The following is a 23,445-nucleotide window of genomic DNA, read 5'->3' as shown; positions in this document are numbered from 1 at the left end:
ATTGCATAACCACCTTTTTTTGTAGTAAAATTAAATTTGTGAAAAAAACTTTTTATATACTAGTCTTTATTTCTTTTCTCTTTGAAAATGTATTTTCACAGGAGCCTTTTTATACACAATTTACATCTGATGATGGATTAGTATCTTTAGCAAATTATAATATTATACAAGATAAAAATAACCTAGTTTGGGTGGGAGGGGAGCAAGGTTTGTTTTATTACAATGGTAAAAGATTTAGGCAAGTTAAAAATACTATTTCAACCACAAAAAGTATTTTTAACTTACAAATAGATGAGGAAGGACAAATTTGGTGTTCGACCATTTCAGGACATATTTATAAAGTAGTAAATAAAGAACTACAATTATTTAAAGATTTTTCAAATGATTTAAAAGGAACCTATGCTCATTTAATAGTGATGAAGAATAATATCTTTTTTCTATCACAGAAGAAGAGCTATCTTATAGCTAAAAAAACCGGATTTGTAAAAAAAGATTTAAATGCAGAAATTTCAAAAATAGCAAAATCTGAAAACGGTTTTTTTTATTATAATTTAAAAGAAAGAAATATAATTACTCATGTTTATGAAAATGAAGATGAACCTGTTTTTAGAAAAGTAAAATGTAATAAAGAAAAATATTTTTTAGATAATGGAAACTTTCAAATGTTTCAATGGTTCGATGAGATTGTAATTAAGTTAGATAAAGATGTCTTAAAACCATTTTCAATTAATATACATACAAGAAAAATTACCACAACAAAACTCCCTCAAGCTCTTGAAAAAGCACAGATTTATAATACCAAAAAGTTTAAAGAAAACTGGTTGTTAACATCAAAAGGTATTTACAGAACTTTAAATAAGAATAAAGTAAATAATACTAAACAAATTTTTAAAGATTATCATATAACTGATGTTTTAAAAGATTATGAGAATAATTATTGGCTTACAACACTGCAAAATGGAATTTTCGTTGTGCCAAGTTTAGAAATAACGAAGAAAAATTTTTTAGAAATAAAAGAAGATATTATCTCAATAGAAACCATTGGTAATAGTAGGCTGTTATTAGGAACTCAAAATGGTAACTTAATAGATTACAATACAGAAGGTAACGGTTATAAAATTATTAGTTTATCTAATCAACGACCTGTTAATAAAATAAAATATAATAAAAACCTACAAAAAGCATATATAAGCACAAACGGAACGAGTAGCTATACATATGATATAAAAAAGTTAAAAATTACTAATGCAGGAAATCAGTTTACCACAGCTAAAGGTTTTACGAAAATAAATAAAGATTCATTGGTGTATCTATCATATCGACGTGCTATTATTTATACTCAACTTTCTAGAAATAAAGATTATATAGTTTTAGAAAACAAAAGACCTATTAGTACTCATTACGATTCAAAAAACAAACTTATTTACGTTACTTATATTGATGGAACGGTAGCCTATAACAGTAAACTACAAACTATTCCAGTACATCATCAAAATAAACCTATTATTTTTTCTGAATATACTCAAACTACTAACGGTAAAATATGGGCAACCACAAGAGATAAAATTTTAGGTTTAGAGGCAGGAAAAGTAACTGACAGCATAACATGTTTAAACGGATTGTTACAATCTCAAATAAAAGGAATTTTAGGGAAGGACAATTTTCTATGGATTGTTACTGAAAAAGGAATACAGCGATACGATACAGATAAAAAAATAATAAATACAATAAATTTAACTGATAAAAGTGCTATAAAATTTAAAACTCCAGTAATACAAAATAATTATTTATGGATACCTGGTAACAATTTTTTATGTAGAATAAATACATCTGTTCCAGAGTTAATAGAACCAAAATTAGCTCCGTTAGCCTACATAAGTAATGTTAAAATTGGAGGAATAGAACAAGAAATAAAAACAAAATACAAACTGCCTTACAAAACTAACGACATTACATTTAACTTTAATGCTAATGGATTTAAATCTAGTAGTAAAAATGTTTTTCAATATAAACTTTTAGGTTTTAATACAGAGTGGCAAACATCTGAGTTAAACGATGATGTAGTAAGGTATATTGGAATTCCATCAGGAAAATATAAGTTTTTACTTAGAACTAAAAGTTTAGATGGAAGTATAGGAAAAGAAAGTAAAGGAGTTAAAATAATTGTACAAAAGCCTTTTTGGGAAAGTTGGTGGTTTATTGTGACAATATTTATAATATCTGTTTTAGGAATAATAATATATTACCGAATTAAATTAAAATGGAAAGAAGAGGAAGGAGAGCGAGAACTAGAAAGGGTAATTTTAGATAGTAGAATAAGTAAGTTAAGGCTAGAAAACTTACGCTCACAAATGAACCCTCATTTTATTTTTAATTCCTTAGGAGCTATTCAAGATTATGTAATGAAGAATGAGAAATATTTAGCAAGTGATTACTTAGTTAAATTTTCTCGTTTAATAAGAATGTATTTAAATCATAGTAGAGTAAATGTAATACTACTCAAAGAAGAACTTAGTTCACTCGAGATTTATATATCATTAGAGCAATTACGATTTGAAAATAAATTTAAGGTTCACTTCTTAGTAGATAAAAACATAAATAAAGATCAAATTGAAGTTCCGCCGTTGTTTATACAACCTTTTGTAGAAAATGCTATAAAACACGGACTTGTTCATAAGAAAGACCGAGGGAATTTATGGATAACAGTAGAAGAAAATATTAACAAGGTTTTAATTATAACGATAAAAGATGATGGTGTTGGACGAAAAAAATCTTCAGAAATTAATAAGAAAAGAAAAGGACATAAGTCTTTTGCTGTAAACGCTACTCAAGAGCGAGTTTTGTTGTATAAGAAAGAAAAGTTATTTGATATTTCAGTAGATTTTACGGATAAAGTAGATGAAAACAATAATGCTACAGGAACGATAGTAACACTAAAAATAAAAAGAATTTAATAATGAAAGCTTTAATAATTGATGATGAGGCAAAAGCACGTAGTGTAATGAAAACGATGCTTACAGAGTTTTTTTCTGAAATAAAAAATGTTATTACAGCAGATAACTTAGTAAATGGAGTAAAGTCAATTAAAGAAAACAATCCAGATATTGTTTTTTTAGATATTGAAATGCCTGAGTACTCAGGTTTAGAAATATTAGATTTTATTTCAGAACCTATAGAGTTTCAATTAATTTTTACAACAGCATATCAACAATACGCATTAGAAGCATTAAAATTATCTGCAATAGACTATTTGGTTAAACCAATTGATAGAGAAGAGTTACGAGTAGCTATAAATAAAGCAAAAGTTAATATTAACCAAAAAAAGGTAACAGCACAATTTTCAGAGTTAAAAAAAGCCATTCAATCGTTATCATCACATAAAATAGCTTTAGAAGTACCAGGAGAAATTATTTTTGTTTCGCATGAAGATATTTTATACTTAGAAGCAGATGGAATGTATACAAAAGTACATTTAGCAAATAAAGAAAGAGAATTAATTTGTAAACCACTAGCATACTTTGAAAATCAACTTCAGGGAAATAACTTATTTTTTAGATGTCATAGATCTTACTTAATAAACCTTCATTATTTAGAAAAATTTGTAAAAAAAGACGGAGATTTTTTACTAATGCAAAATCAAACAACAATTCCTATTTCAAAAACAAAAAAGCAAGAATTTCTAAAAATTATAAAAGAAGTATTTTAGATTTGTAAAATGCAATTTTATCAAAAAGAAATTCAATTACCAGAATTTAATAGGGGGTATTATTTAATTACTGGTATTTTGTTAAAAGCACTTCCAGAACTTAAAAATATTAAGGAAGGGCAGTTTCAAGCATTTATTAAACATACATCTGCAAGCTTAACAATTAATGAAAATGCAGACCCAACAGTAAGAATAGACTTTGAATCGCATATCAATAAAATGATTCCTGAAAATATGCCATACTATAAACACAATTATGAAGGTGCCGATGATATGCCAGCACATATTAAAAGTTCTATGTTAGGATGTCAGGTACAAATTCCAATTACCAATGGAAAGCTCAACTTAGGAACTTGGCAAGGAATATACTTAGGTGAGCATAGAAATTATGGAGGTAAAAGAAAAATAGTACTAACCGCTTTTGGAAATTAAATGAAGTATCATAAATTCAATTTTTACCGAAGTACGTACTGTGAGTTTGAAATGCAAAATGTCAATTTCTTTGATGATATGAAGGCGCATTTTCAAAGTAAATCAGGTAGTTATTACTATTACACAGCGGAGGGTGTTTTTCGTTATTCAAATCACTGGGGTAGAGTAGCCAATTGTCGTTGGAAGATTCAAGGGATAGATAATTATAAAAATCAGCAATATTATGTAGGATATGCAAATTGGTCAGGCTTTTATCCACTTAATACTACAGATAAAGTGTTTTATTTAGATGTTGACTATGCAAAAGCCAAAGTAAGCATTAAAAGAGTGAAAAATAGCGCTACAATTAACCAATACTTAATGACTTCAGAGTTTGCACATCAGCGCTTAAAACAAATTCAAACTTTGTTTAAAGAATACAAGTGGGCACGTTATTATGAAGAGGATATTGAAACTTTAAGAAAAATAATAATTGATAAACTCATCACAACAAACAAAACCTTACAGCAAGTAAAATTAGAGTTATGAATCTTTATAATCTCTATTAACACCAATACTAAACCCAAAACGGGTATCACTTTCCCTACCTAGCCTGTGAATAGCAACTTTTCCTAATGGAATTTTGCCAAACTCATTATTGGTAATTTCTTCATTATTTAAAAAAAGCTTTCCTTTAAACTGTTTTTTGGTGTTATATTCACTTCTATCTTTTTTATTCTGATAAACATTCATAGATAAAATATTATCTCTATCAGTATAACCACAAAAAATACCGTGTGTATCCCAAATAATATAATCATTACTTTTTTTTAGTTCTCTACTAGGTTTACCTAAAACATCAACTAAAGTGGTATAATTAGTGGGAAATGTAAGGGGTTTATTATTAATATGTATAACGTTAGTATCACATATAATAGTTAAACTCGTTACTTTTTTCTTTTTAAAAAAATTAAACATGACAGTTCTTGATTTGATTAACGGGGGTTAAACGTAAAACTAAAAAATAAATTTTAACTAACTCCTTTCTCTTTTAGTTAAATTTGCTAATTAGATTTAAAACCCTAATAAACAATGAACATACCTCAAACAAGTTTTCCTCGAATAATAATTATAGGAGGTGGGTTTGCAGGATTAGCAGTAGCAAGAGCTTTAGAAAACCAAGATTTACAGGTGGTTTTAATAGATAAGCACAATTACCATACTTTTCAACCTTTATTATATCAAGTAGCTACAGGAGGGTTAGAACCTGATAGCATAGCGTTTCCTTTAAGAAAAAGATTTAACGATATAGAAAACTTTTTCTTTAGGCTAGCAAAAGTTACACAAATACATCCAGAGAAAAACTATATAGAAACTACGATAGGAAATTTAGAATATGATGAACTAATTATAGCAACAGGATCAACAACTAATTTCTTTGGAAACACTAATATTCAAAAGTACGCTATGGAAATGAAATCGGTTCCACAAGCACTAAATATTCGTAGTTTGGTATTAGAAAACTTTGAAGAAGCATTATTGGTTACCGATTTAGAAAAACGAAGAGCATTAATGAATTTTGTAATCGTTGGAGGTGGACCAACGGGAGTAGAGTTAGCTGGAGCTTTGGCAGAAATGAAAAAAGGAATTTTACCTAAAGATTACCCAGACTTAGATATTCGACAGATGAAAATCAACCTTATCCAAAGCTCAGGAGAGCTATTAAAAGGGATGAGTAATAGAGCTTCTAAAAAAGCGGAAGATTTTTTAATAAAACTAGGCGTAGATGTGTGGAAAAATCTTCGTGTGCTAGACTACGACGGAGAAACAGTAACCACAAACGGAGAAGATCACTTTAAATCGCAAACAGTTATTTGGGCAGCAGGAGTAAAAGGAGACGCTATTAATGGTTTAAAACAAGAGAGTGTAGTTGAAAGAGCCAACCGATTTAAAGTAGACGAATATAATAAGGTAATTGGTTATGATAATATATATGCAATTGGTGATATAGCATATATGGAAGCAAAAGGTTATAAAAGAGGACACCCAATGATGGCACAACCAGCCATTCAACAAGGACGATTGTTAGGTAAAAATATCTTAGCAAAATTAAAAAGTAAAAAACAAAAGCCATTTGTGTATAACGATAAAGGTTCCATGGCAACTATTGGAAGAAATAAAGCGGTAGTAGATTTATCTCGTTGGAAATTTCAAGGAGTTTTTGCATGGTTTATTTGGATGTTTGTACACTTATTTTCACTTATCGGATTTAGAAATAAAGCAGTTGTGTTTATGAATTGGGTATATAACTACGTACGATTTGATAGAGAAACAAGGTTAATTATCCGTCCTTACAAAAAGAAAAATAAGTATAGCTTTAAAGAACAAGAAAATGGCAATCACTAGAAATGTTAAATGTCCTAACTGTGGAGTTTTCAATAAAAATAGAGATTACTGTAAAAACTGTAATACATTAATTTCTTTTGAAAAAAAACAAGAAGAAAAAGTTACAGCTTATAAGCAAGAAGAACTCAAAAAAGCGAAGCATGAAATAGAAAATCCTAATTTAGCAGAACGATTAAAAAAACATCCATTTTGGTTGTATCGTGTTGTTGGTTGGATTTTATATTCAGCATATTTATTGGTGAGTGCTATAGGTGCTTTAATAGCATGGTTTATAGCTATGGTAGCAGCAGGGTAGTGTGCGAAAAAAGATACTTACATATTATTTTATAGTTTCGATAATTATAGGAAGTCTAATTTATACCGCACAAAAGCTTAGTATAAAACTTCCTTCTTTCATTAATAATTATGTGAACGACTTTCTAATAATACCTATAATATTAACTACATGCCTTTATATTTTAAGATGGAGTAAGAATAATAAACATTATCAAATACCATTAGGAGCAATAATTTATATATGCGCATTATATTCGGTTTTTTTTGAGTTTATAATACCGAAATATATGGAAAGGTATACAGCAGACATATTTGATGCTATTTTATATTTTATAGGAGGTTTTGTGTTTTTTATTTTGCAAAAAAAAGGTAGAAGTACATGAAAAATCGATTAATAATTTTATCAGACCTTTGGGGAACGACTGATACTCGTTGGGTTTCGATGTATGTTGATAAACTGTCAGAAGACTTTGAGGTTACATTTTATAGTAGCTGTGAACTATCTGAAATGCCAGAAAAGAATTTGTCAGAAGAAGAGCGACACCATTTTTTTGTAAACGGAGGAATAGAGAAGGCAGTTAAAAACTTAATAGAGTTAGAAAAAGAACGACTTACTGTTTTAGCTTTTAGCATAGGAGGAACTATAGTTTGGAAAGCCTGTTTAAAAGGTTTAGATGTTGAAAGTCTTTATACTGTTTCAGCTACAAGATTACGTTATGAAATAGAAAAAAACAAAGGAAAAATAGTGCTTTATTATGGTGAAAAAGATACTTATAAACCAAATAATAATTGGTTTGAAAGAATGGAGGTTGATTATAGTATAATTCCACAGAAAGCTCATGAGGTGTATAAGGAAGAAGAATTTGCTACAAAGTTATGTTTACAAATAAAAAGTAGTTATGAAATCATCTAAAAAAATACCTAATAAAACAGCAATTCGCATAAGCAAGGCTATCGATTTTATAGAAGAAAACTTAGAAAAGAAACTTATTCTAGAAGAAATAGCAGAAAGAGCTTACTTCTCTCCATATCATTTTCACAGACTTTTTAAGGCAGTAACTAAAGAAACCGTTAATGATTTTATAACCAGAAAGAGAGTAGAAAAATCGGCTTCGTTTTTACTAAATAAAAAAAGCAAAACGATTACAGAAGTGTCTGAAATAGTTGGTTTTACAAGTTTGTCATCGTTTTCAAGAGCATTTAAAAAATTTTACGGAATGAGTCCTGCTGAATTTAAAAAAGAAAGTCCATCTAAATATAGCAAGATTTGTAAAACAGAAAGCAAGAATGGAAAAATAGAAACACAGTTTGAACAATATATTTGTAACATAGATACAAACTTAAAATGGATGCAAATGAAAGCTAAAACTGAAGTAAAAAAAATGCCAACCTTAAAAGTAGCCTACTTAACACATCAAGGAAAAATGGATGCAGTAGAAAATGCTTACCATAAACTAATGAAGTGGGCTTACCCTAAAGGGTTAATGCAGCAGGAAAATTTAAGAATGTTAACGGTATATCACGACAGTCCTAAAATTACTGATGAAGACAAAATAAGAATGAGTATTTGTTTAACTTTAAATTCAGAGGTAAAAACTGAAGGAGAAGTAAGTATAAAAGAAATACCAGAAGCAAAATGTGTGGTTTCTCGTTTAGAAATTACTCCGTCAGAATTTCAACAAGCATGGGAAAGTAGTTTTGTGTGGATGAGTGAACATGGTTTCAAAAAAGCAGATCAAGATCCGTACGAGATTTTTTATAACAATCCTAATGAGCATCCAGAAGGTAAATGTATCGTAGACATTTGTATACCTGTAGAGTAAAATACCATAAAACAAAAATAGTGCATAGCACTATTTTTGTTTTATGGTATCAAAGGTTTAATCAATAGAATTCCCCGATGCTTGCGTCGGGTGTAGCGTAAAGATATGTAATTTTGGATTTATGAGTGAGCATATTCATAAAAGCCATAATAAGAGTTTGCTGTTGTATCATTTGGTTTGTCCAATTAGATATAGAAGAAAAGTTTTGAGCGAAGAAGTCTCTGAGACCTTACGAGAAGTTTGTTTAGAAATATCACATCGTTACGAGGCTCATTTTTTGGAGATAGGTTGTGATGAAGATCACGTACATTTTTTGATTCAAAGTGTACCGATGTTATCACCTCAAAAGATAGTTAATACCATAAAAAGCATAACAGGGCGTGAGATTTCCAGATTACATCCAGAAGTAAAGCGATTTTTATGGGGCGGTAAATTTTGGACAAGTGGTTATTACATCAATACTGTTGGTCAATATGCGAATGAAGAGGTTATAAAGAAGTACGTTCAAGGTCAAGGAAAAGGACAAGAGTATCAAAAGATACACAAGTCACAGCTTAAATTGTTTTGATACCTCGTACCCTTGGGTCGAGGTAGTTCATTGTTTTATCACCTAAGATAATTCTTTTATAGTATTAGGTTTTGCAGACAACATATTTCTAACAACAAAATAACTAACTAAACCACAAGCCAGTCCTACCATTGCAGCAGGGAAAATAGTATTATCATTTATACCCACAGTAAAGGCAAATATTACAAAACCTAAGATTTCAGCTCCAAACCAAGAACCAATCATTATACCTCTCCATTTTTTAGGACTTTCTCCTTTTTCTTCTGCTAATTCAGCTATTTTCTTACCTAAAAAAACTAATGCTAATATTTCTATCATACTTTTATTTTTGATTAAATTTTTCTTTTCATTCATTATGTATTAACACATAAATAAGACAAAAATTACTATTGCACCTTGTTATAATATAAAGGAAGAAGTCTATAGCAATTTTCACGGTGTCAAATATAAAAATAAATGCAAAACATGTTTAATTATTATCGGAGTGATACCCCAAGCCTAATTGGGATGTCTTTTCCTGTATAAGGGGAGTGGCACTCCCATAGTAAGGGGAACGATACTCCTTGGGTAAGGGGAGTAACATTCATTGCCTAATAGAAGTGTTTTAAACAAACTATTTGTTGTAGAAAAATGTTAGTTAATTAGTAAGGTTGAAAAAAAAGACTGTAATAACTGATAGTTGTATAAAACAAAAATCCCGAGTTAATTAACTCGAGATTTTTGTTTTATATATTGTTTTGATTAGTAGTTTACATAATCAACAATTTCTAGTCCGTAACCAATCATACCCACACGTTTGGTTTGTTTGGTGTTAGAAACTAAGCGTAATTTATGAATGTGTAAATCGTGTAAAATTTGTGCACCAATACCAAAATCTTTGTTGTCCATCACCACATTAGGAGCTTTCATTTCTCCTTTAGCTTGGTTTTCTTTTAGCATACGAAGTCTATTCAATAAATTTAAAGCTTGCATTTGTTGATTAATGAATAAAATAGCGCCTCTACCTTCTTCATTAATAACCTTAAACATTTGGTCTAGTTTTTTGTCGGCATTATTAGTTAAGGTTCCTAAAATATCGTTGTTTACTAAAGTAGAGTTTACACGAGTTAAAATAGGTTCGTTTTTACTCCAAGTACCTTTAGTTAAAGCAATATGTACTTGATTGTTGGTAGTTTGTTGGTAAGCACGTAAGCGGAAATCACCAAATCGAGTTTGAATATTAAAGTCTTCTTTCTTTTCTATTAAAGAATCGTGTTCCATTCGGTAGGCTACTAAATCTTCAATAGAAACAATTTTTAAATCGAATTTTTTAGCAACTTTCATTAGTTGAGGTAAGCGAGCCATGGTACCGTCTTCATTCATAATTTCAACGATAACTCCAGCAGGCTCTAAACCAGCTAAACGAGCAAAGTCAATAGCTGCTTCAGTATGACCAGTTCTACGTAATACACCACCGTTTTTGGCTTTTAAAGGAAAAATATGCCCTGGTCTAGCTAAATCAAAAGGTTTGGTATCTGGATTCATTAAGGCTTGTACAGTTTTAGCTCTATCAGATGCAGAAATACCCGTAGTAACCCCGTTTCCACGTAAATCTACCGATACGGTAAAAGCAGTTTCCATAGGGTCAGTATTGTTACTTACCATCATATTTAGTTCTAATTCTTTACAACGAGTTTCGGTTAATGGAGTACAAATTAATCCACGACCATGGGTTGCCATAAAATTGATCATTTCTGGAGTAATCTTTTCAGCAGCAGCTAAAAAATCACCTTCATTTTCACGATCTTCATCATCAACTACGATAATAACTTTACCGTTTTTAATGTCTTCTATAGCTTCTTCAATTGTATTTAATTGAATATTAGTTGGAGTTTGTGTTGTCATTGTTTATTTTTTTAGAAAGATTTATTTTTTCTCTTAAATCTTTCAGAGTATAAAAATATATGATAAAATAAAAAGGTATGCCTAAAAATAAAAGAACTACATGTAGAATATCTCTTTTTTTATTTAAAGCTTTATAAATATTGTCATAATGAGCAATGGATTTAATAATATAAATAAGCGATAAAATAACGACAAAGTATCTAATAATAATTAAAGAACCTGTTAAAACAAAGTTATTATCAAAATAGCTTTCAGTAAAATAAATTAAGAGAAACAGCAAGTAAAGAATAAGAGCTTTTTTAGCATTTACTTTGTATTCTATAAAATAAGTGTCTATTAATTTTAGATTAATAATATTATCTTTTTTTAGTTTAGATTTTATAGTAGGTAAAAAACTATTAATATCAAATAGTCCTTTGTCTTTGGTCGCTCTAACAGTTAAAGTAATAGCCAAAGGTAGCATTAAAAATACACTTAGCCAAGAACCAGTAATGGCTGTAAGTGAACTTTCTTCTGCTAAATTCCTTCCAAAAGTATTGGAGAAAAAGTATAGTACATAAATGGCTATTGCCAAAATCATAGGTAATCCCATTCCTCCTTTTCTAATAATAGAACCCAAAGGAGCACCAATAAAGAAGAGTAATAAACAAGAAAGTGAAAAAGCTACCCGATTGTAAAACTCAATATCATATAAGTTTAAATACTTTCGTTTGTTTTTTAAGGTGTCTTTGTTAGACTTGTTGTTATTTATTGTACGTTCTAATTTAGAAGTAGCTGTTGAGAGAATATTTAGTTTTTCTTTTAACTCAAAGTTTTCAAGAATATCTAAGGAAAGGTCTTTGTTTTTTAATGAATCAGGATACTGATGTAAGTCTTCTACATCAATACTTAAAAATAAGTTTTTTGCTCTACTATTAACAAAGGCATCGTAGTTTTGCTTCAAGGTTGGCAAAGTATCTTTTAACTGAGCCAAACTTAACATATTGTAGTTTGTTTTATACTTTTCGTCTTCTAGGTCATCGTTACTAAACGAAGAAATATCAATATTAATGGTGTATTTTTCAAAGTCTGCGTATGAGGCAGGCATCTTTTCACGCTCTTTAAAAGAAGCTCCGTTTTTTAAATGATGCTCAAAATAATAACCATCTTTTAAAACTAATGTCATATAACGACTACCTTCTTCTGAAATAATTTCACCTCTTTTTGCTGTAATAATTTTATTGTTTCCTTTTTTAGAAGATAGATCGTAAATCATTACCTCTTTTAAAAGGTTGTCTTCTTCGCCGTATTTCTCTTTAAATTTTATTTGAAAATTAGGGATTTCAGTGTTAAAGCTTCCGGCAACTAAAGCAATAGCTGGTTGTTTCTTTTTAATGTTTACCTTCATGTTTAATTGCTTAAGCATTGCATATGGATACACGTAATTAAGAAACAAAAAGTTAATACCACTTAAAAAAATAGCTAAAAAAACGATAGGACGAACCATACGTTGTAGAGATACACCAGCAGACTTGGCTGCGGCAAATTCATAATTTTCAGATAAACTACCCAGCGTCATAATAGAAGATAATAAAACACCAATAGGTAAGGCTTGAGGGGCTACAAGAAGTGTAGTGTACCACAAAAATTTTAAAATAATTCCAGCACTAATACCTTTACCAGCAAAATTATCAAAAGCCAACCACAGTACTTGCATTACTAGTACAAATAAAATGATAAAGAAGGTTGCTAAAAAGGGAACTATAAAACTTTTTAATATATATCTGTCTAATGTTTTCACAGAAGCAAAGGTAGTAGGTTAGTGGTATATAAACACAAAAGTTTTGTTAATGATTTTTTAAGTAAACCAGTAACAAAACTTCTATATAATTTTTTAGTCGATATAGTATCCTTGTTTAGCGTACTTAGTTCTATCAAAAGAAAAAAGCTGAGCAGATATAGGTTGATTACTTTTAAACTTAGTAATTGTAAAGGTAGTTTCAGCTCCGTTAGAGCCTATTTGGGTTAATTTATAAATATGCTTTGTTTTAGCATCGATACCTAATTGAACTTTTACAATATCAGAGTTACTATCAATAGGAGTAAGCTCTATATATTGAACTTTACGTCCGTTACTGTTCTTTAAAGCTCCCATTTGGTAATTATATCCTTCTTTGTAAAAAGTTAATAGTTTAGAAGGGTAAATAAAACCGTCTTCTTCATCTAAGTTACCGTTGTTAATACTTACTTCTTTTTCATCTTGGTTGATAACAACTAATTTTTTTCCATCAAAAATAAAGGTGTTCCCAAGATAATCTAAGTTGTACTTTTCACCAGATAAGGTAATTACTCCTCTAATAGGAGGGTCGTTGGTAATGCCTGCTTCTCTATTTATTAAAGATGAGTTAAAACCGATAACCATATTTCTATAGGTGCCCATTTTGTCTGAAACTTCATCAAGCATTTTTTTTGCTTCAGAAGAATTTGTTTGCCCCATAGCACTAATGCTAATACATAATCCAATAAATAATAATCCTATTTTTTTCATCGTCTTTCTTGTTTCCACTTTCGGAATAGTTTATAATTATTAATTTTTTTCACTCTCTAATAATTGCTCTAAAGCAATTAAATCTGGTACAAGTACTTGTCGTGCTTTACTGCCTTCAAAAGGACCTACAATACCTGCAGCTTCTAATTGATCTATCAATCTTCCAGCACGATTGTATCCTAGCTTTAATTTACGTTGCAATAACGATGCCGAACCTTGTTGCGCAGTAACAATAACTTCAGCTGCATCTTTAAACAGTTTATCCCTGTCTGCAATATCAACATCAAGATTTGTGCCACCTTCTTCACCAACATATTCTGGTAATAAATATGCTTCAGGGTAGGCACGTTGAGAGCCAATAAAATCAGTAATTTTTTCTACTTCAGGAGTGTCTACAAAAGCACACTGAATACGTATAACATCATTTCCTCCAGAATATAACAAATCACCTCTACCAATTAATTGGTCTGCTCCTGGAGCATCTAAAATAGTTCTAGAGTCAATTTTTGAAGTTACTCTAAATGCAATTCTAGAAGGGAAGTTAGCTTTAATAATACCTGTAATTACATTTACTGAAGGACGTTGTGTTGCTACAATTAAATGGATACCGATAGCACGTGCTAATTGAGCCAAACGTGCAATAGGAGTTTCTACTTCTTTACCCGCGGTCATAATTAAATCAGCAAACTCGTCAATTACCAATACGATGTATGGTAAAAAACGGTGTCCGTTTTCAGGGTTTAGTTTACGAGCCTTAAACTTAACATTGTATTCTTTAATGTTACGAACCATGGCATTTTTAAGTAAGTCGTAACGGTTATCCATTTCAATACACAATGAATTTAAGGTGTTTACTACCTTAGTAGTATCGGTAATAATAGCTTCAGAATCGTCTGGTAATTTGGCTAAATAATGACGTTCTATTTTGTTGAATAATGTTAATTCTACCTTTTTAGGATCAACCAATACAAACTTTACTTCAGCAGGATGCTTCTTGTATAAAAGTGATGTTAGAATAGCATTTAATCCTACCGATTTACCTTGTCCTGTAGCACCAGCCATTAATAAGTGAGGCATTTTAGCTAAATCGATAACAAAAGTTTCGTTTGAAATGGTTTTACCTAAAGCAATAGGAAGTTGCATAGGTGACTCTTGAAACTTTTTTGAAGCAATTACCGAATGCATAGACACGATAGTTGCTTTTTTATTAGGGACCTCAATACCAATGGTTCCTTTACCTGGAATTGGAGCAATAATACGTATTCCTAAAGCTGAAAGCGATAAAGCAATATCGTCTTCTAAATTTTTAATTTTTGAAATACGAACTCCAGCTTCAGGTACAATTTCATATAAAGTAATGGTTGGACCAACTGTAGCCTTAATTTGAGCAATACCAATTTTATAGTTTTTTAAGGTCTCTACAATTTGATTTTTCTTTGCTTCAAGTTCAGTAGGGTCTACAGAAATACTTTCATTATATTCTTTTAGTAAATTGAAAGAAGGGAATTTAAAGTTTCCTAATTCTAACTTAGGATCAAATTCACCAAAATCTTTTACTAATTGATCGGATAAGTTTTCAGAAACACTTTTTTCTTCTGCAATTTTTTCAATAGCAACTTCTACTTCTTTTTTACTTTCTTCTGATATTTTTGATGATGGTTCACCAGTTTGAGTAATGTCTAGAGAAATTTCTTGTTTTTTCTCATAGTCTGAAGTTTCGTCAACACCAGAGTAGTTAGAAATAGTTGGTTGTAAGTTTTCTAATGATAATTCAAAGTCTGATTTATCTTTTCTAGACTCTTCATTTTTTGGACTTTCGGTATTGTTTACATCAGTGTCATTTAAAATAGTTGAATCATCTCGGTTTACTTTTGTAGAGTTTTCTGCAGTGGTTGTTTTATTTTCTTTATGAACTTTTACTTTTTCACTAATTGCTTCTGGAGTAATACTAAAACGGATAATTAGATAGGCAACCAAAAAGAAAATGAGAAGAATAGCTAATCCTGTTTTGCCTAAGAAAGTTTGTAAATATTCATTTAACTCAAAACCTATAACTCCTGACAACAGGGCATGCTTTTTTTCAACAAAGCCAAGAGCAGTAGCAAACCAAAGCATAATTAAGATACCCCAGTTCCAGGAAATTATAATTCTTTTTAGGTTGGTTTGTAGTAAGATTCTAGCCCCTGTTAAAAATAATGTTAGAGGTATAATAAAGGCACCTAGCCCGAAACCTTTGTATACAAGAAAGTTGCTTAGTTTAGCACCTATTTTTCCTAATAAGTTTTTAGTAGGGATAGTTCTGTTAGCAAATTGATTGAGTGTGCTTTGGTCTTCTTGCCATGAGAAGAAAAAAGAAACAAAAGCAACAGTTAAAAATATAGAAAACAATATCAGAAAAAAACCTAAGATAGTTTGGTTTTGTCTGTTTGAAAAAAAGGATTTAATCCTTTTAATAATAGATTTTTGAGGCTGTTTCTTTCGAACAGTTGTCTTCTTTTTTGCCATGTATTTTTGTTAGAAATAAATTGAACGCTACAATATAGCTATTATTTTAGGAAGGTAAATTATCCCAGCAATAATTAATGATATCATAGCTGCAAATGCAGGAGCACCTGCAGCAATATCTTTAATGAAACCTATTTTTTTATGATAATCAGGATGTATGAAATCGGCTACTTTTTCAATAGCAGTATTTAAAGCTTCTGCTACTAAAACTAATCCGATAATTAAAGTTTGAATCATCCATTCAGTAGAGGAGATTTTAAAATAAAAACCAAATAAAGTAGCTATTAAACCAAAGAAAAGTTGTGCTTTTATACTGTCTTCAGTGGTTATTAATAACCACATTCCTTTTAAGGCAAATTTAATACTACGTATGCGTCCTTTTAAAAAGCCGTCATTCGGATTCTTCATATGTTTTTAAAGTACTTTTAATGCAGCTTCGTAATTAGGCTCATCTACAGTTTCACTTACCTGTTCTGTATATATTACTTCTCCATTTTCGTCAATAATAACGATGCAACGAGAGTGCAAACCAGCTAAAGGACCTGAAATAACTTCTAAACCATAATCCTTACCAAATCTTCCTGCAGCAAAGTCAGACAACATAACTACATTCTCAATACCTTCAGCCCCACAAAAACGACCTTGAGCAAAAGGAAGGTCTCTTGAAATACATAAAACTTTAGTGTTTTTTAAATCAGCAGCTTTTTTGTTAAACTCTCTAACAGAAGTAGCACAAGTACCTGTATCTACACTTGGAAAAATATTTAAAATTAATTGAGAACCACTGAAATCACCTAAGTTTTTAACTGATAAATCAGTAGCAACTAACGAAAAATCAATTGCTTTGGTTCCTGTTTTAGGTAGGTTTCCTATTGTTTCTATTGTATTACCTTTTAGTGTTATTGAAGCCATTTTGTATGAGTTTTTAATAAAATTCAAAGGTAGTTAAATTAATTATAAAACAAATAAATTAAACTTTCGAGACTTTTAAAAAAGTTATCTTCGCAGATTGAAAAAAGGTAAAAATTGAATTTAAAAAAATATACTTCAGAGTTTAAATACAACCTAAAACTTGCAGCCCCAGTAATGTTAGGTATGTTAGGGCATACATTTGTGAGTTTTATAGATAATATAATGGTAGGACAGCTAGGAACTGCTGAGTTAGCAGCAGTTTCATTAGGAAATAGTTTTATGTTTATAGCCATGTCGTTAGGTATTGGTTTTTCTACTGCAATTACACCTTTAGTTGCTGAGGCTGATTCTTCTAATAATTTTACACAAGCAAAATCTGCATTTAAACATGGGCTTTTCTTATGTACAATGATGGGAATTATATTGTTTTTGGTGGTTTTCTTTTCTAAACCATTAATGTATTTAATGAAACAACCTATAGAAGTGGTTGAGTTGGCAATTCCGTATTTAGATTTGGTTGCCTTTTCATTAATTCCGATGATTATTTTTCAGGCATTTAAACAGTTTAGTGACGGAATGTCTATGACGCGTTATCCTATGTATGCAACGTTGATAGCTAATGTATTAAATGTAATATTAAACTATTTACTTATTTATGGAAAGTTTGGTTTTCCAGAATTAGGAATAGTAGGAGCAGCATACGGAACTTTACTGTCAAGGGTTGTAATGGTTGTATATTTATGGTGGTTGTTAAGCAAGAAAGAGCGTTCAAAACGCTTGGTAACCAATATTAAGTTTTTTGTTTTAGATACTTTGATGATTCGAAAAATATTAAGTTTAGGTACACCAAGTGCTATGCAGATGTTTTTTGAAGTAGCTATTTTTACGGCAGCAATTTGGTTAAGTGGATTGTTAGGTAAAAACCCTCAAGCAGCAAATCAAATAGCCTTGAATTTATCTTCTATGACATTTATGGTAGCAACTGGATTAAGTGTTGCTTCTATGATTAGAGTGGGAAATCAAAAAGGATTACAAAATTATAAAGAGTTACGAAGAATAGCATTTTCAATCTTTTTCTTAGGAACAATATTAGCGGTTGTGTTTGCTATTTTCTTCTTTGTTTTTCATAAATCATTACCAAATTTATATGTTGATTTAAGCGATGCTGAAAATTATGCAGATAATATGGAAGTAATGGGTATAGCAGCAAACTTATTAATTGCTGCCGCAATTTTTCAAATTAGTGATAGTATACAAGTTGTAATGTTAGGTGCTTTACGTGGTTTACAAGATGTTAAAATACCTACGTTAATAACTTTTATATCGTATTGGATAGTTGGTTTTCCTATTAGCTTTTTCTTTGGAGCAAAAGATATGTATGGTAGCTTTGGTATTTGGTTAGGATTACTAGCAGGATTAACTACAGCGTCAATCTTATTATTTATACGATTTAACAAATTAACTATCAAACTTATTAAAACAAAACACCATGAACTTACCTAAATTTTTATTAGCAGATAATAGTGAACATCCAGAAGATATTTTTGTATTACATACTGAATATCCTCGTTTTTTAATCAATTTAAAAGATGATGAAATTGAATGGTTTGAAGATTTATCAAACGAAAATGAACAAGATCTAGCTAATGAATTAGAAGGGTTAATTGAAGCTGCAGGATTGTTTTATGATGCAGAAATGGAAGGGTTAGATTAAAAATTAGCCTTCTAAAAATTCAATAGGGTTTAGATAAAACATTTTTTTCCATCCTTGTCTTTCTGAATCAATCTTCCATACATAAGGTATTATAGTAAATATAGAGTAGTGTAAATGTGGAGCTTTGCCAGTGGCATTCCCACTAGTTCCTATAGTTCCAATTACTTAACTTTTGTTTACAAAAGTTAAAGAAGATGTTTTTACGTTTTCTAAATGTGCGTAGTAGTGTAGCCTCCATTTTGGACCTAAAACTAGTACTGTATTTCCGCCCATACTTGTTTTTCCAGAAAATAAAACTACTTCAATAGTAGAAGAGGTGATTTTAGTATCTTTCTTAGCAAAAATATCTACTCCTTTGTGAGTAACTGATTTACCCCAAGGATAATACCAAAATGATTTTGGGTTGTAATCGGATTTGGTAGCCCCATTAACAGGCATTTTTAAGTTTTGAGGAATTAAAAAACCTGTTAATAGAATTACTAAAATAATAAGTGTTCTTTTTTTATTTTAATTGTTCTTACCACCAAAGCTCTTTTTCTTCATCTTTCCAAAGAATTAACCTGAAATCTTCATAATGATTTCCATTACCAATGGTATGTGTATCTCTGTGTCCTTTACCTAACTTTAATTTATGAAGAATTCCAGCATAGGTGCTTACCCATAAAGTTTGATTGTTGTCAGAAATTGTAATACCGCTAATGGTAGAGCCAAGATAATGTCGCCAAATACAGTTCCCATTTTTATCAAAAGCTTTAATGTACCCGTAAGCATCACCTAAAATGTAATAGTCTTTAGTAGCTGTACCAACATACACTCTCATTTCATCATCAATAACCTTAAAATTATCTGCTTCATCTACATAAGATTCAACTTCTAATCCGTTTAAGTTTTTAGCATCAACCCCGATGGTAATTCCGTTATAAAAATGACAAGAGTTTGTAATAAGCTGTTTGTCATCTTTAGAAAATAGACAAAAATGAGGATAAGAAGATTGCGGGCCAATTTCTCCAATTTGATTTCCTTCGTTATCTAATACTCGATGATCAAAAGATTGATCACCTACTACAATATATTTATTGTCATTAGATAAAGCAGCGTTCTCCATGTCTATGTATGGTTCCCATTCTTCATCTTCTAAATCGGGCAAAGGATGTATCATGTGTGTCTTGTTTTTAGATACTAAAAATATTCCTTCTGAAGTAGTAATAAGTACTTTTTTTCCGTTGTTGAAGGGCGTTATATTTGAAATACCTAATTCATTTATATCACCTAACTCAAATGTTTCAATAATTTCTCCATCCCATTCTTTACGTGTAATTAATGTTTTTGGAGTTTTAATGGCAAAAATGTTATTTTGATGAGATTTTCCTATGGCATCAATGGTATCATCTAACTTAATAAGTATTTTGTTATCTAGAAGATAGGCTTGTCTTTTTTGATAGGCGCTACCTGTTACAAAAACGATTTTTTCATTTTCAATAAAGCATAACTGTTCAATACTTTGTCCTTTTTCTTTAAAATATTTTATTAGTGGAGTATGAGCTGGTGGGTATTGTTCTCTAAACTTTTCAACTTGTTCGCTTTTATTAGCTTCTCTTAATTTTTGTATTATGGTATCCGCTAAATGATCACGGTTATCTTCGGGTTCATTACCTTTCCAGTTGTCCCAGCCATGTTCTTCACCAAAAGTAACCATTTTATTTACCTCAGAGGCATAAGTTTCGCCTATATTATACCATTCTTGTTGTATTTCTGTATCGGTTTTTTTTATAGTTTTCATTATATACTTTTAAACATGTTTTTACTTTCTTATAGCCAATCAGCCTCAATTCCTTTTTCTTGAAATTCTTCTAAAAGTGAATCATTTTCGCTGTAAAGAAGAGAAATGTTTTTTAAGTTAGGAAGTAGTTCAGCATCAACAGCAGAGTTTACACTAAATACATCATCTTCACCGTCCCAAAAAGGGATAATTTGACCATAGATTTCGTCACCACCATCCATGTGTAATTCTTTAATTTTTGTAACCATTTCTGAAGTAATTTTTAAGTTTTTAAAATGTTCTAATACTTCAGGAATAATTTCATAACCTTCTTCTTCAATAACATCATAAGCTTCTGAGCTAGATAAGTTTCGCTGTTTTTCTATAAACTCATAAACGTCTAATTTAGGCTCTAATACTTCTTGAACATACATTAATTCATTAATTACAACTAGTTTAAAGTTTAATTCTTTAAAGTTTAATTGATTACTCATAGTCTATTTTGTATTTTAATTAGTAAGAGGCTAAGTGTAGAAAACACTTAATAGCTTTTTTGGGTGAAATTATTTATAAAAACAAAGGCAATCGACACGAAATTTGTTAAAAAAAATATAAGATTAGCTTGTGAATGATGATTAAAGTTTATGAAAGAAACGCAATAGCGTATTTCTATCACTATTGCGTTTTTAGGTCTATTTAGTTATTTGATGTGTCCAAAAAGCACCACTAATATCAGTTATTTTTAATGTATATGTTCCGTTAGAAAGATTTGAAAAAACTTGATTTTTGAAAATCATTTTAGCTTTAGCACCTAAAGGAACAACCAAGCTATGTTTACCCGGTTTTATTTTAGCAACATAATAATTTGAGATGTTTTCATTAGTTAAAGAAGCTAAGTCTTTTTGAGAATACTGAATAACGGTATTATTTTGTTGGTTTGATAATTCAACAGAGATAACCCAAGAACCGTAAACATCAACACCCTCTGTTCTAAAAAGGTCAAAAGAAAGTATATCGTTACTAATTTTACCTGCTGTTATTTCTAATTTAGGTTTTACTGATTTGTTATGAAGTGTTCCCCAAACTCCGCCATGAAATACTTGGTTAGTGAATAAGGTCATTCCTAAAATAGCCAAGGATCCTATTAAAACAAATTTTGGAAAAATATGGTTCTTAATTGGTATAACTCCTGATCCTAACCATGCAAACCATTTCTTTTTAGTAAAGGAAAAATTGTTTTTTATAAAGTAGTTGTCTATTGAATATTTACCGCTACCTGTTAAAAAAAGTACATAACCTGTTGCAATTCCAAGTACACCAATTTGCCATTCGTCAAGACATGTTGTACCTATCCAACCAGAACCAAGGAGAATTCCCATTGCTAACCCAAATACACCTATACTCATTATTCTGGTAAATAAACCAAATATGATGAATAGGCCTACAATTCCTTCAATAATGGTAAATATTACCATGTTTAACCATAGGATGTCAGGATTTTCTACTAAATATTGAATAAGAGGTTTAATGCCTAAAGCGTTTGGGAGGAAATGATTGAATTTTTCTCCAATGTATCCTGCTACTTCAGGATCAAGTTTATTAGCTAAAATTGTTCTTCTCCAAAAGGCAGAAAAATATGTCCAGCCAATAACCAATCGTATAGCAAGAACTAAAAGTCCAGAATCATTTTTTATATTGTTGTTAATCATTGTTTTTATTTAAGTTAAGTGAGGCCAGCTATTTTAAACTTAAAGCATGGCCATTGAGCTACATAAGTATTGTTTATGTAGGTTGTTATTGTTTTACTTGTGATTGTTAAGTTCTACTTTTTATTAAAGTAAAACTATTAAGTAGAAAGTAGGATTAGAGGTAAACCTTAAAGTTTTTAAATAAGATATAAAGAGGAACTGAAGGTGTAAGAAACTTCTTTTTTTTGTAATTGGATACTGTCTCGTTAGGTATGTTTTCAATAAACTGAACAGAAAAGTTGAAAGTTCTTACAAAAAACAGTTGGAGCACTTTAACTGATGATGATACTTGTATTAGCGACTCATCTACAATTTTACTACTATAGCAACTAAGGTTACTCGTGGTGGTCTGACTTTTGCTAGAAACCTCTGTAAGTGGAACATTAAGTTCTGCTTGTATAAAGTTTCTAACCTTACAGGGAGAGAATAGTAATAAAAATACTAGCCCTACTATAGGAAAAAGGGAAGAGGTTTTTGATATTTTGTTGTGTTTTCTCACATTGTAAACTTATAAAATAAACGGAGTGTTGTGTGTTATAGTTTTCTTAATAAAGTTACTGTATTTGTAAATGCTCCATTTCTTTATCAACTAAAGTCTTTTTACCAACAACTTTAAAGCCTAGTTTTAGGTATAGTTTTTTAGCATTAGGATTGTCTTTGTCAACTAAAAGACCTAATGTTTCATTCTTTTTATGAACATATTCATCAATTAAAAATTGAAGTATTTTAGAACCGACACCCTTACCTTGGAAACTAGGGTTTACGCCAATACAATCAATATAGTATTCTCCAGGTTGTGTTTCTTTTTCATACACTAATGTTTGATTAAACATAGTTTTTATTACTGAGGCAACTGGTGCTCTAAGCTTTTCCAAATCTGCACCGTTATATATGTTTGTTGCAGCAATAACTTTATTATTATCTTCTATGATCCAACAGTTTTCATAAGAGTATTGGTTGTTTTTTTGAATAATTAATGATTCTAAAAAGTGAAGAGCTTTTTTTGTAGAATTTTCTCCAATAAATTTATAAACAATCTCTTCCATTGCTAGCATCATACAGGTAGCAATTTCTTTAGCGTCTTTAGTAGTGGCTTTTCTTATAATCATAGTGAATTTTTTAATTAATTTTATTGAGTTATTAAGTTACGTTCTGTTTTATTTGTTTCCAGGTCATAGGCTCATTATTAATCATTCTAATAATAGA

The 23,445-nt window shown here is 30.2% G+C and carries 24 protein-coding genes; 11 read left to right on the top strand and 13 right to left on the bottom strand.

The annotated features are described in order from the left end of the window. The first annotated feature begins 38 nt into the window (after positions 1-38). Genes Q4517_RS05015 through Q4517_RS05000 form a run of 4 tightly spaced genes read left to right on the top strand, consistent with a single transcriptional unit; the run spans position 39 to position 4,666 of the window. Positions 39-2,954, top strand: coding sequence for a sensor histidine kinase (locus Q4517_RS05015; protein ID WP_303506935.1), 2,916 nt, complete (start codon positions 39-41; stop codon positions 2,952-2,954). Between the two features lie 2 nt (positions 2,955-2,956). Continuing rightward, positions 2,957-3,706 (top strand): LytTR family DNA-binding domain-containing protein, encoded by a 750-nt coding sequence (locus tag Q4517_RS05010; protein WP_115900888.1) that lies wholly within the window; start codon positions 2,957-2,959, stop codon positions 3,704-3,706. 9 nt (positions 3,707-3,715) lie between these two features. Continuing rightward, positions 3,716-4,138 (top strand): secondary thiamine-phosphate synthase enzyme YjbQ, encoded by a 423-nt coding sequence (locus tag Q4517_RS05005; protein ID WP_303506931.1) that lies wholly within the window; start codon positions 3,716-3,718, stop codon positions 4,136-4,138. Further along, on the top strand, positions 4,139-4,666 hold the full coding sequence (locus Q4517_RS05000; RefSeq protein WP_303506929.1) for a hypothetical protein: 528 nt from the start codon (positions 4,139-4,141) through the stop codon (positions 4,664-4,666). On the opposite strand, the gene Q4517_RS04995 is transcribed toward Q4517_RS05000, so the two are convergent. Continuing rightward, on the bottom strand, positions 4,661-5,095 hold the full coding sequence (locus Q4517_RS04995) for a hypothetical protein (protein WP_303506927.1): 435 nt from the start codon (positions 5,093-5,095) through the stop codon (positions 4,661-4,663). The two genes, Q4517_RS05000 and Q4517_RS04995, sit on opposite strands and share 6 nt — an antisense overlap. 114 nt (positions 5,096-5,209) lie before the next feature. Here Q4517_RS04995 and Q4517_RS04990 point away from each other — a divergent pair, with 114 nt between their 5' ends. The 5 genes from Q4517_RS04990 (at position 5,210) to tnpA (ending at position 9,190) form a co-directional block, all read left to right on the top strand. After that, positions 5,210-6,523 carry an NAD(P)/FAD-dependent oxidoreductase gene (locus Q4517_RS04990; RefSeq protein ID WP_303506925.1) on the top strand — a complete coding sequence of 438 codons (1,314 nt, stop codon included), beginning with the start codon at positions 5,210-5,212 and terminating at the stop codon, positions 6,521-6,523. Beyond that, entirely contained in the window at positions 6,510-6,818 is a 309-nt protein-coding gene (locus Q4517_RS04985; protein WP_303506922.1) for a hypothetical protein, read from the top strand. Before Q4517_RS04990 ends, Q4517_RS04985 begins: the two co-directional genes overlap by 14 nt. Positions 6,819-7,178: 360 nt before the next feature. Further along, positions 7,179-7,712: an alpha/beta hydrolase gene (locus tag Q4517_RS04980; protein ID WP_303506920.1), complete on the top strand. Its 534-nt coding sequence runs from the start codon at positions 7,179-7,181 to the stop codon at positions 7,710-7,712. Further along, positions 7,699-8,622 (top strand): GyrI-like domain-containing protein, encoded by a 924-nt coding sequence (locus Q4517_RS04975; RefSeq protein WP_303506919.1) that lies wholly within the window; start codon positions 7,699-7,701, stop codon positions 8,620-8,622. The genes Q4517_RS04980 and Q4517_RS04975 overlap by 14 nt, the downstream gene beginning before the upstream one ends. A 121-nt stretch (positions 8,623-8,743) precedes the next feature. After that, a complete protein-coding gene (tnpA, locus tag Q4517_RS04970) occupies positions 8,744-9,190 on the top strand; it encodes an IS200/IS605 family transposase (RefSeq protein ID WP_303506915.1) in 447 nt (148 codons plus the stop codon). A gap of 42 nt (positions 9,191-9,232) precedes the next feature. Here the strand turns inward: tnpA and Q4517_RS04965 are convergent, their stop codons facing one another. The 7 genes from Q4517_RS04965 to tpx all read right to left on the bottom strand — a co-directional run bounded on the left by Q4517_RS04965 (position 9,233) and on the right by tpx (position 17,018). Continuing rightward, positions 9,233-9,508 (bottom strand): hypothetical protein, encoded by a 276-nt coding sequence (locus tag Q4517_RS04965; protein WP_303506913.1) that lies wholly within the window; start codon positions 9,506-9,508, stop codon positions 9,233-9,235. Positions 9,509-9,931: 423 nt separating this feature from the next. Further along, positions 9,932-11,074, bottom strand: a complete 1,143-nt coding sequence (ribB, locus tag Q4517_RS04960; protein ID WP_115900878.1) for a 3,4-dihydroxy-2-butanone-4-phosphate synthase — start codon at positions 11,072-11,074, stop codon at positions 9,932-9,934. Then, the gene (locus Q4517_RS04955) at positions 11,052-12,854 is read right to left on the bottom strand and encodes an LptF/LptG family permease (protein ID WP_303506910.1); all 1,803 of its coding nucleotides are present in this window, start codon (positions 12,852-12,854) and stop codon (positions 11,052-11,054) included. The genes ribB and Q4517_RS04955 overlap by 23 nt, the downstream gene beginning before the upstream one ends. A gap of 93 nt (positions 12,855-12,947) precedes the next feature. Beyond that, positions 12,948-13,601: an outer membrane lipoprotein carrier protein LolA gene (locus Q4517_RS04950; protein ID WP_115900876.1), complete on the bottom strand. Its 654-nt coding sequence runs from the start codon at positions 13,599-13,601 to the stop codon at positions 12,948-12,950. 39 nt (positions 13,602-13,640) lie between these two features. Then, complete coding sequence (locus Q4517_RS04945) at positions 13,641-16,106, bottom strand: DNA translocase FtsK (RefSeq protein ID WP_303506900.1); 2,466 nt, start codon at positions 16,104-16,106, stop codon at positions 13,641-13,643. Positions 16,107-16,133: 27 nt separating this feature from the next. Further along, positions 16,134-16,514, bottom strand: a complete 381-nt coding sequence (locus Q4517_RS04940; RefSeq protein ID WP_303506897.1) for a diacylglycerol kinase family protein — start codon at positions 16,512-16,514, stop codon at positions 16,134-16,136. A gap of 6 nt (positions 16,515-16,520) precedes the next feature. Then, positions 16,521-17,018 carry a thiol peroxidase gene (gene tpx, locus Q4517_RS04935; protein WP_303506895.1) on the bottom strand — a complete coding sequence of 166 codons (498 nt, stop codon included), beginning with the start codon at positions 17,016-17,018 and terminating at the stop codon, positions 16,521-16,523. A 114-nt stretch (positions 17,019-17,132) separates the two neighbouring features. On the opposite strand from tpx, the gene Q4517_RS04930 reads away from it, so the two are divergent. Together Q4517_RS04930 and Q4517_RS04925 are read left to right on the top strand one after the other, a co-directional pair. Continuing rightward, entirely contained in the window at positions 17,133-18,521 is a 1,389-nt protein-coding gene (locus tag Q4517_RS04930; protein ID WP_303506893.1) for an MATE family efflux transporter, read from the top strand. Continuing rightward, positions 18,508-18,732 (top strand): hypothetical protein, encoded by a 225-nt coding sequence (locus Q4517_RS04925; protein ID WP_303506891.1) that lies wholly within the window; start codon positions 18,508-18,510, stop codon positions 18,730-18,732. Before Q4517_RS04930 ends, Q4517_RS04925 begins: the two co-directional genes overlap by 14 nt. A gap of 165 nt (positions 18,733-18,897) precedes the next feature. Here Q4517_RS04925 and Q4517_RS04920 read toward each other — a convergent pair whose 3' ends face one another. From Q4517_RS04920 to Q4517_RS04900, 5 genes are all read right to left on the bottom strand, one after another. After that, on the bottom strand, positions 18,898-19,170 hold the full coding sequence (locus tag Q4517_RS04920; protein ID WP_303506889.1) for a M23 family metallopeptidase: 273 nt from the start codon (positions 19,168-19,170) through the stop codon (positions 18,898-18,900). Between the two features lie 79 nt (positions 19,171-19,249). Continuing rightward, positions 19,250-20,512, bottom strand: coding sequence for a hypothetical protein (locus Q4517_RS04915; protein WP_303506887.1), 1,263 nt, complete (start codon positions 20,510-20,512; stop codon positions 19,250-19,252). A 29-nt stretch (positions 20,513-20,541) separates the two neighbouring features. Then, positions 20,542-20,985, bottom strand: coding sequence for a DUF6892 domain-containing protein (locus tag Q4517_RS04910; RefSeq protein ID WP_303506885.1), 444 nt, complete (start codon positions 20,983-20,985; stop codon positions 20,542-20,544). A 198-nt stretch (positions 20,986-21,183) separates the two neighbouring features. Further along, positions 21,184-22,200, bottom strand: coding sequence for a TQO small subunit DoxD (locus tag Q4517_RS04905; RefSeq protein ID WP_303506883.1), 1,017 nt, complete (start codon positions 22,198-22,200; stop codon positions 21,184-21,186). Positions 22,201-22,793: 593 nt separating this feature from the next. Beyond that, entirely contained in the window at positions 22,794-23,348 is a 555-nt protein-coding gene (locus Q4517_RS04900) for a GNAT family N-acetyltransferase (RefSeq protein WP_303506881.1), read from the bottom strand. Between the last annotated feature and the right edge of the window lie 97 nt (positions 23,349-23,445).

The organism is Tenacibaculum sp. 1_MG-2023, assembly GCF_030547425.1.
GTDB lineage: Bacteria > Bacteroidota > Bacteroidia > Flavobacteriales > Flavobacteriaceae > Polaribacter.
Note: the sequence above shows the minus strand (reverse complement) of the source record. Positions and strands in the feature narration are given on the sequence as shown.

Bases quoted from the DNA above. Each gene is read 5' to 3' on its own strand.
- Q4517_RS05010 (WP_115900888.1), top strand. From the start codon at position 2,957: ATGAAAGCTTTAATAATTGATGATGAGGCAAAAGCACGTAGTGTAATG.
- Q4517_RS05005 (WP_303506931.1), top strand. From the start codon at position 3,716: ATGCAATTTTATCAAAAAGAAATTCAATTACCAGAATTTAATAGGGGG.
- Q4517_RS05000 (WP_303506929.1), top strand. From the start codon at position 4,139: ATGAAGTATCATAAATTCAATTTTTACCGAAGTACGTACTGTGAGTTT.
- Q4517_RS04995 (WP_303506927.1), bottom strand. From the start codon at position 5,095: ATGTTTAATTTTTTTAAAAAGAAAAAAGTAACGAGTTTAACTATTATA.
- Q4517_RS04990 (WP_303506925.1), top strand. From the start codon at position 5,210: ATGAACATACCTCAAACAAGTTTTCCTCGAATAATAATTATAGGAGGT.
- Q4517_RS04985 (WP_303506922.1), top strand. From the start codon at position 6,510: ATGGCAATCACTAGAAATGTTAAATGTCCTAACTGTGGAGTTTTCAAT.
- Q4517_RS04980 (WP_303506920.1), top strand. From the start codon at position 7,179: ATGAAAAATCGATTAATAATTTTATCAGACCTTTGGGGAACGACTGAT.
- Q4517_RS04975 (WP_303506919.1), top strand. From the start codon at position 7,699: ATGAAATCATCTAAAAAAATACCTAATAAAACAGCAATTCGCATAAGC.
- tnpA (WP_303506915.1), top strand. From the start codon at position 8,744: ATGAGTGAGCATATTCATAAAAGCCATAATAAGAGTTTGCTGTTGTAT.
- Q4517_RS04965 (WP_303506913.1), bottom strand. From the start codon at position 9,508: ATGATAGAAATATTAGCATTAGTTTTTTTAGGTAAGAAAATAGCTGAA.
- ribB (WP_115900878.1), bottom strand. From the start codon at position 11,074: ATGACAACACAAACTCCAACTAATATTCAATTAAATACAATTGAAGAA.
- Q4517_RS04950 (WP_115900876.1), bottom strand. From the start codon at position 13,601: ATGAAAAAAATAGGATTATTATTTATTGGATTATGTATTAGCATTAGT.
- Q4517_RS04945 (WP_303506900.1), bottom strand. From the start codon at position 16,106: ATGGCAAAAAAGAAGACAACTGTTCGAAAGAAACAGCCTCAAAAATCT.
- Q4517_RS04940 (WP_303506897.1), bottom strand. From the start codon at position 16,514: ATGAAGAATCCGAATGACGGCTTTTTAAAAGGACGCATACGTAGTATT.
- tpx (WP_303506895.1), bottom strand. From the start codon at position 17,018: ATGGCTTCAATAACACTAAAAGGTAATACAATAGAAACAATAGGAAAC.
- Q4517_RS04925 (WP_303506891.1), top strand. From the start codon at position 18,508: ATGAACTTACCTAAATTTTTATTAGCAGATAATAGTGAACATCCAGAA.
- Q4517_RS04920 (WP_303506889.1), bottom strand. From the start codon at position 19,170: ATGCCTGTTAATGGGGCTACCAAATCCGATTACAACCCAAAATCATTT.
- Q4517_RS04915 (WP_303506887.1), bottom strand. From the start codon at position 20,512: ATGAAAACTATAAAAAAAACCGATACAGAAATACAACAAGAATGGTAT.
- Q4517_RS04910 (WP_303506885.1), bottom strand. From the start codon at position 20,985: ATGAGTAATCAATTAAACTTTAAAGAATTAAACTTTAAACTAGTTGTA.
- Q4517_RS04905 (WP_303506883.1), bottom strand. From the start codon at position 22,200: ATGATTAACAACAATATAAAAAATGATTCTGGACTTTTAGTTCTTGCT.
- Q4517_RS04900 (WP_303506881.1), bottom strand. From the start codon at position 23,348: ATGATTATAAGAAAAGCCACTACTAAAGACGCTAAAGAAATTGCTACC.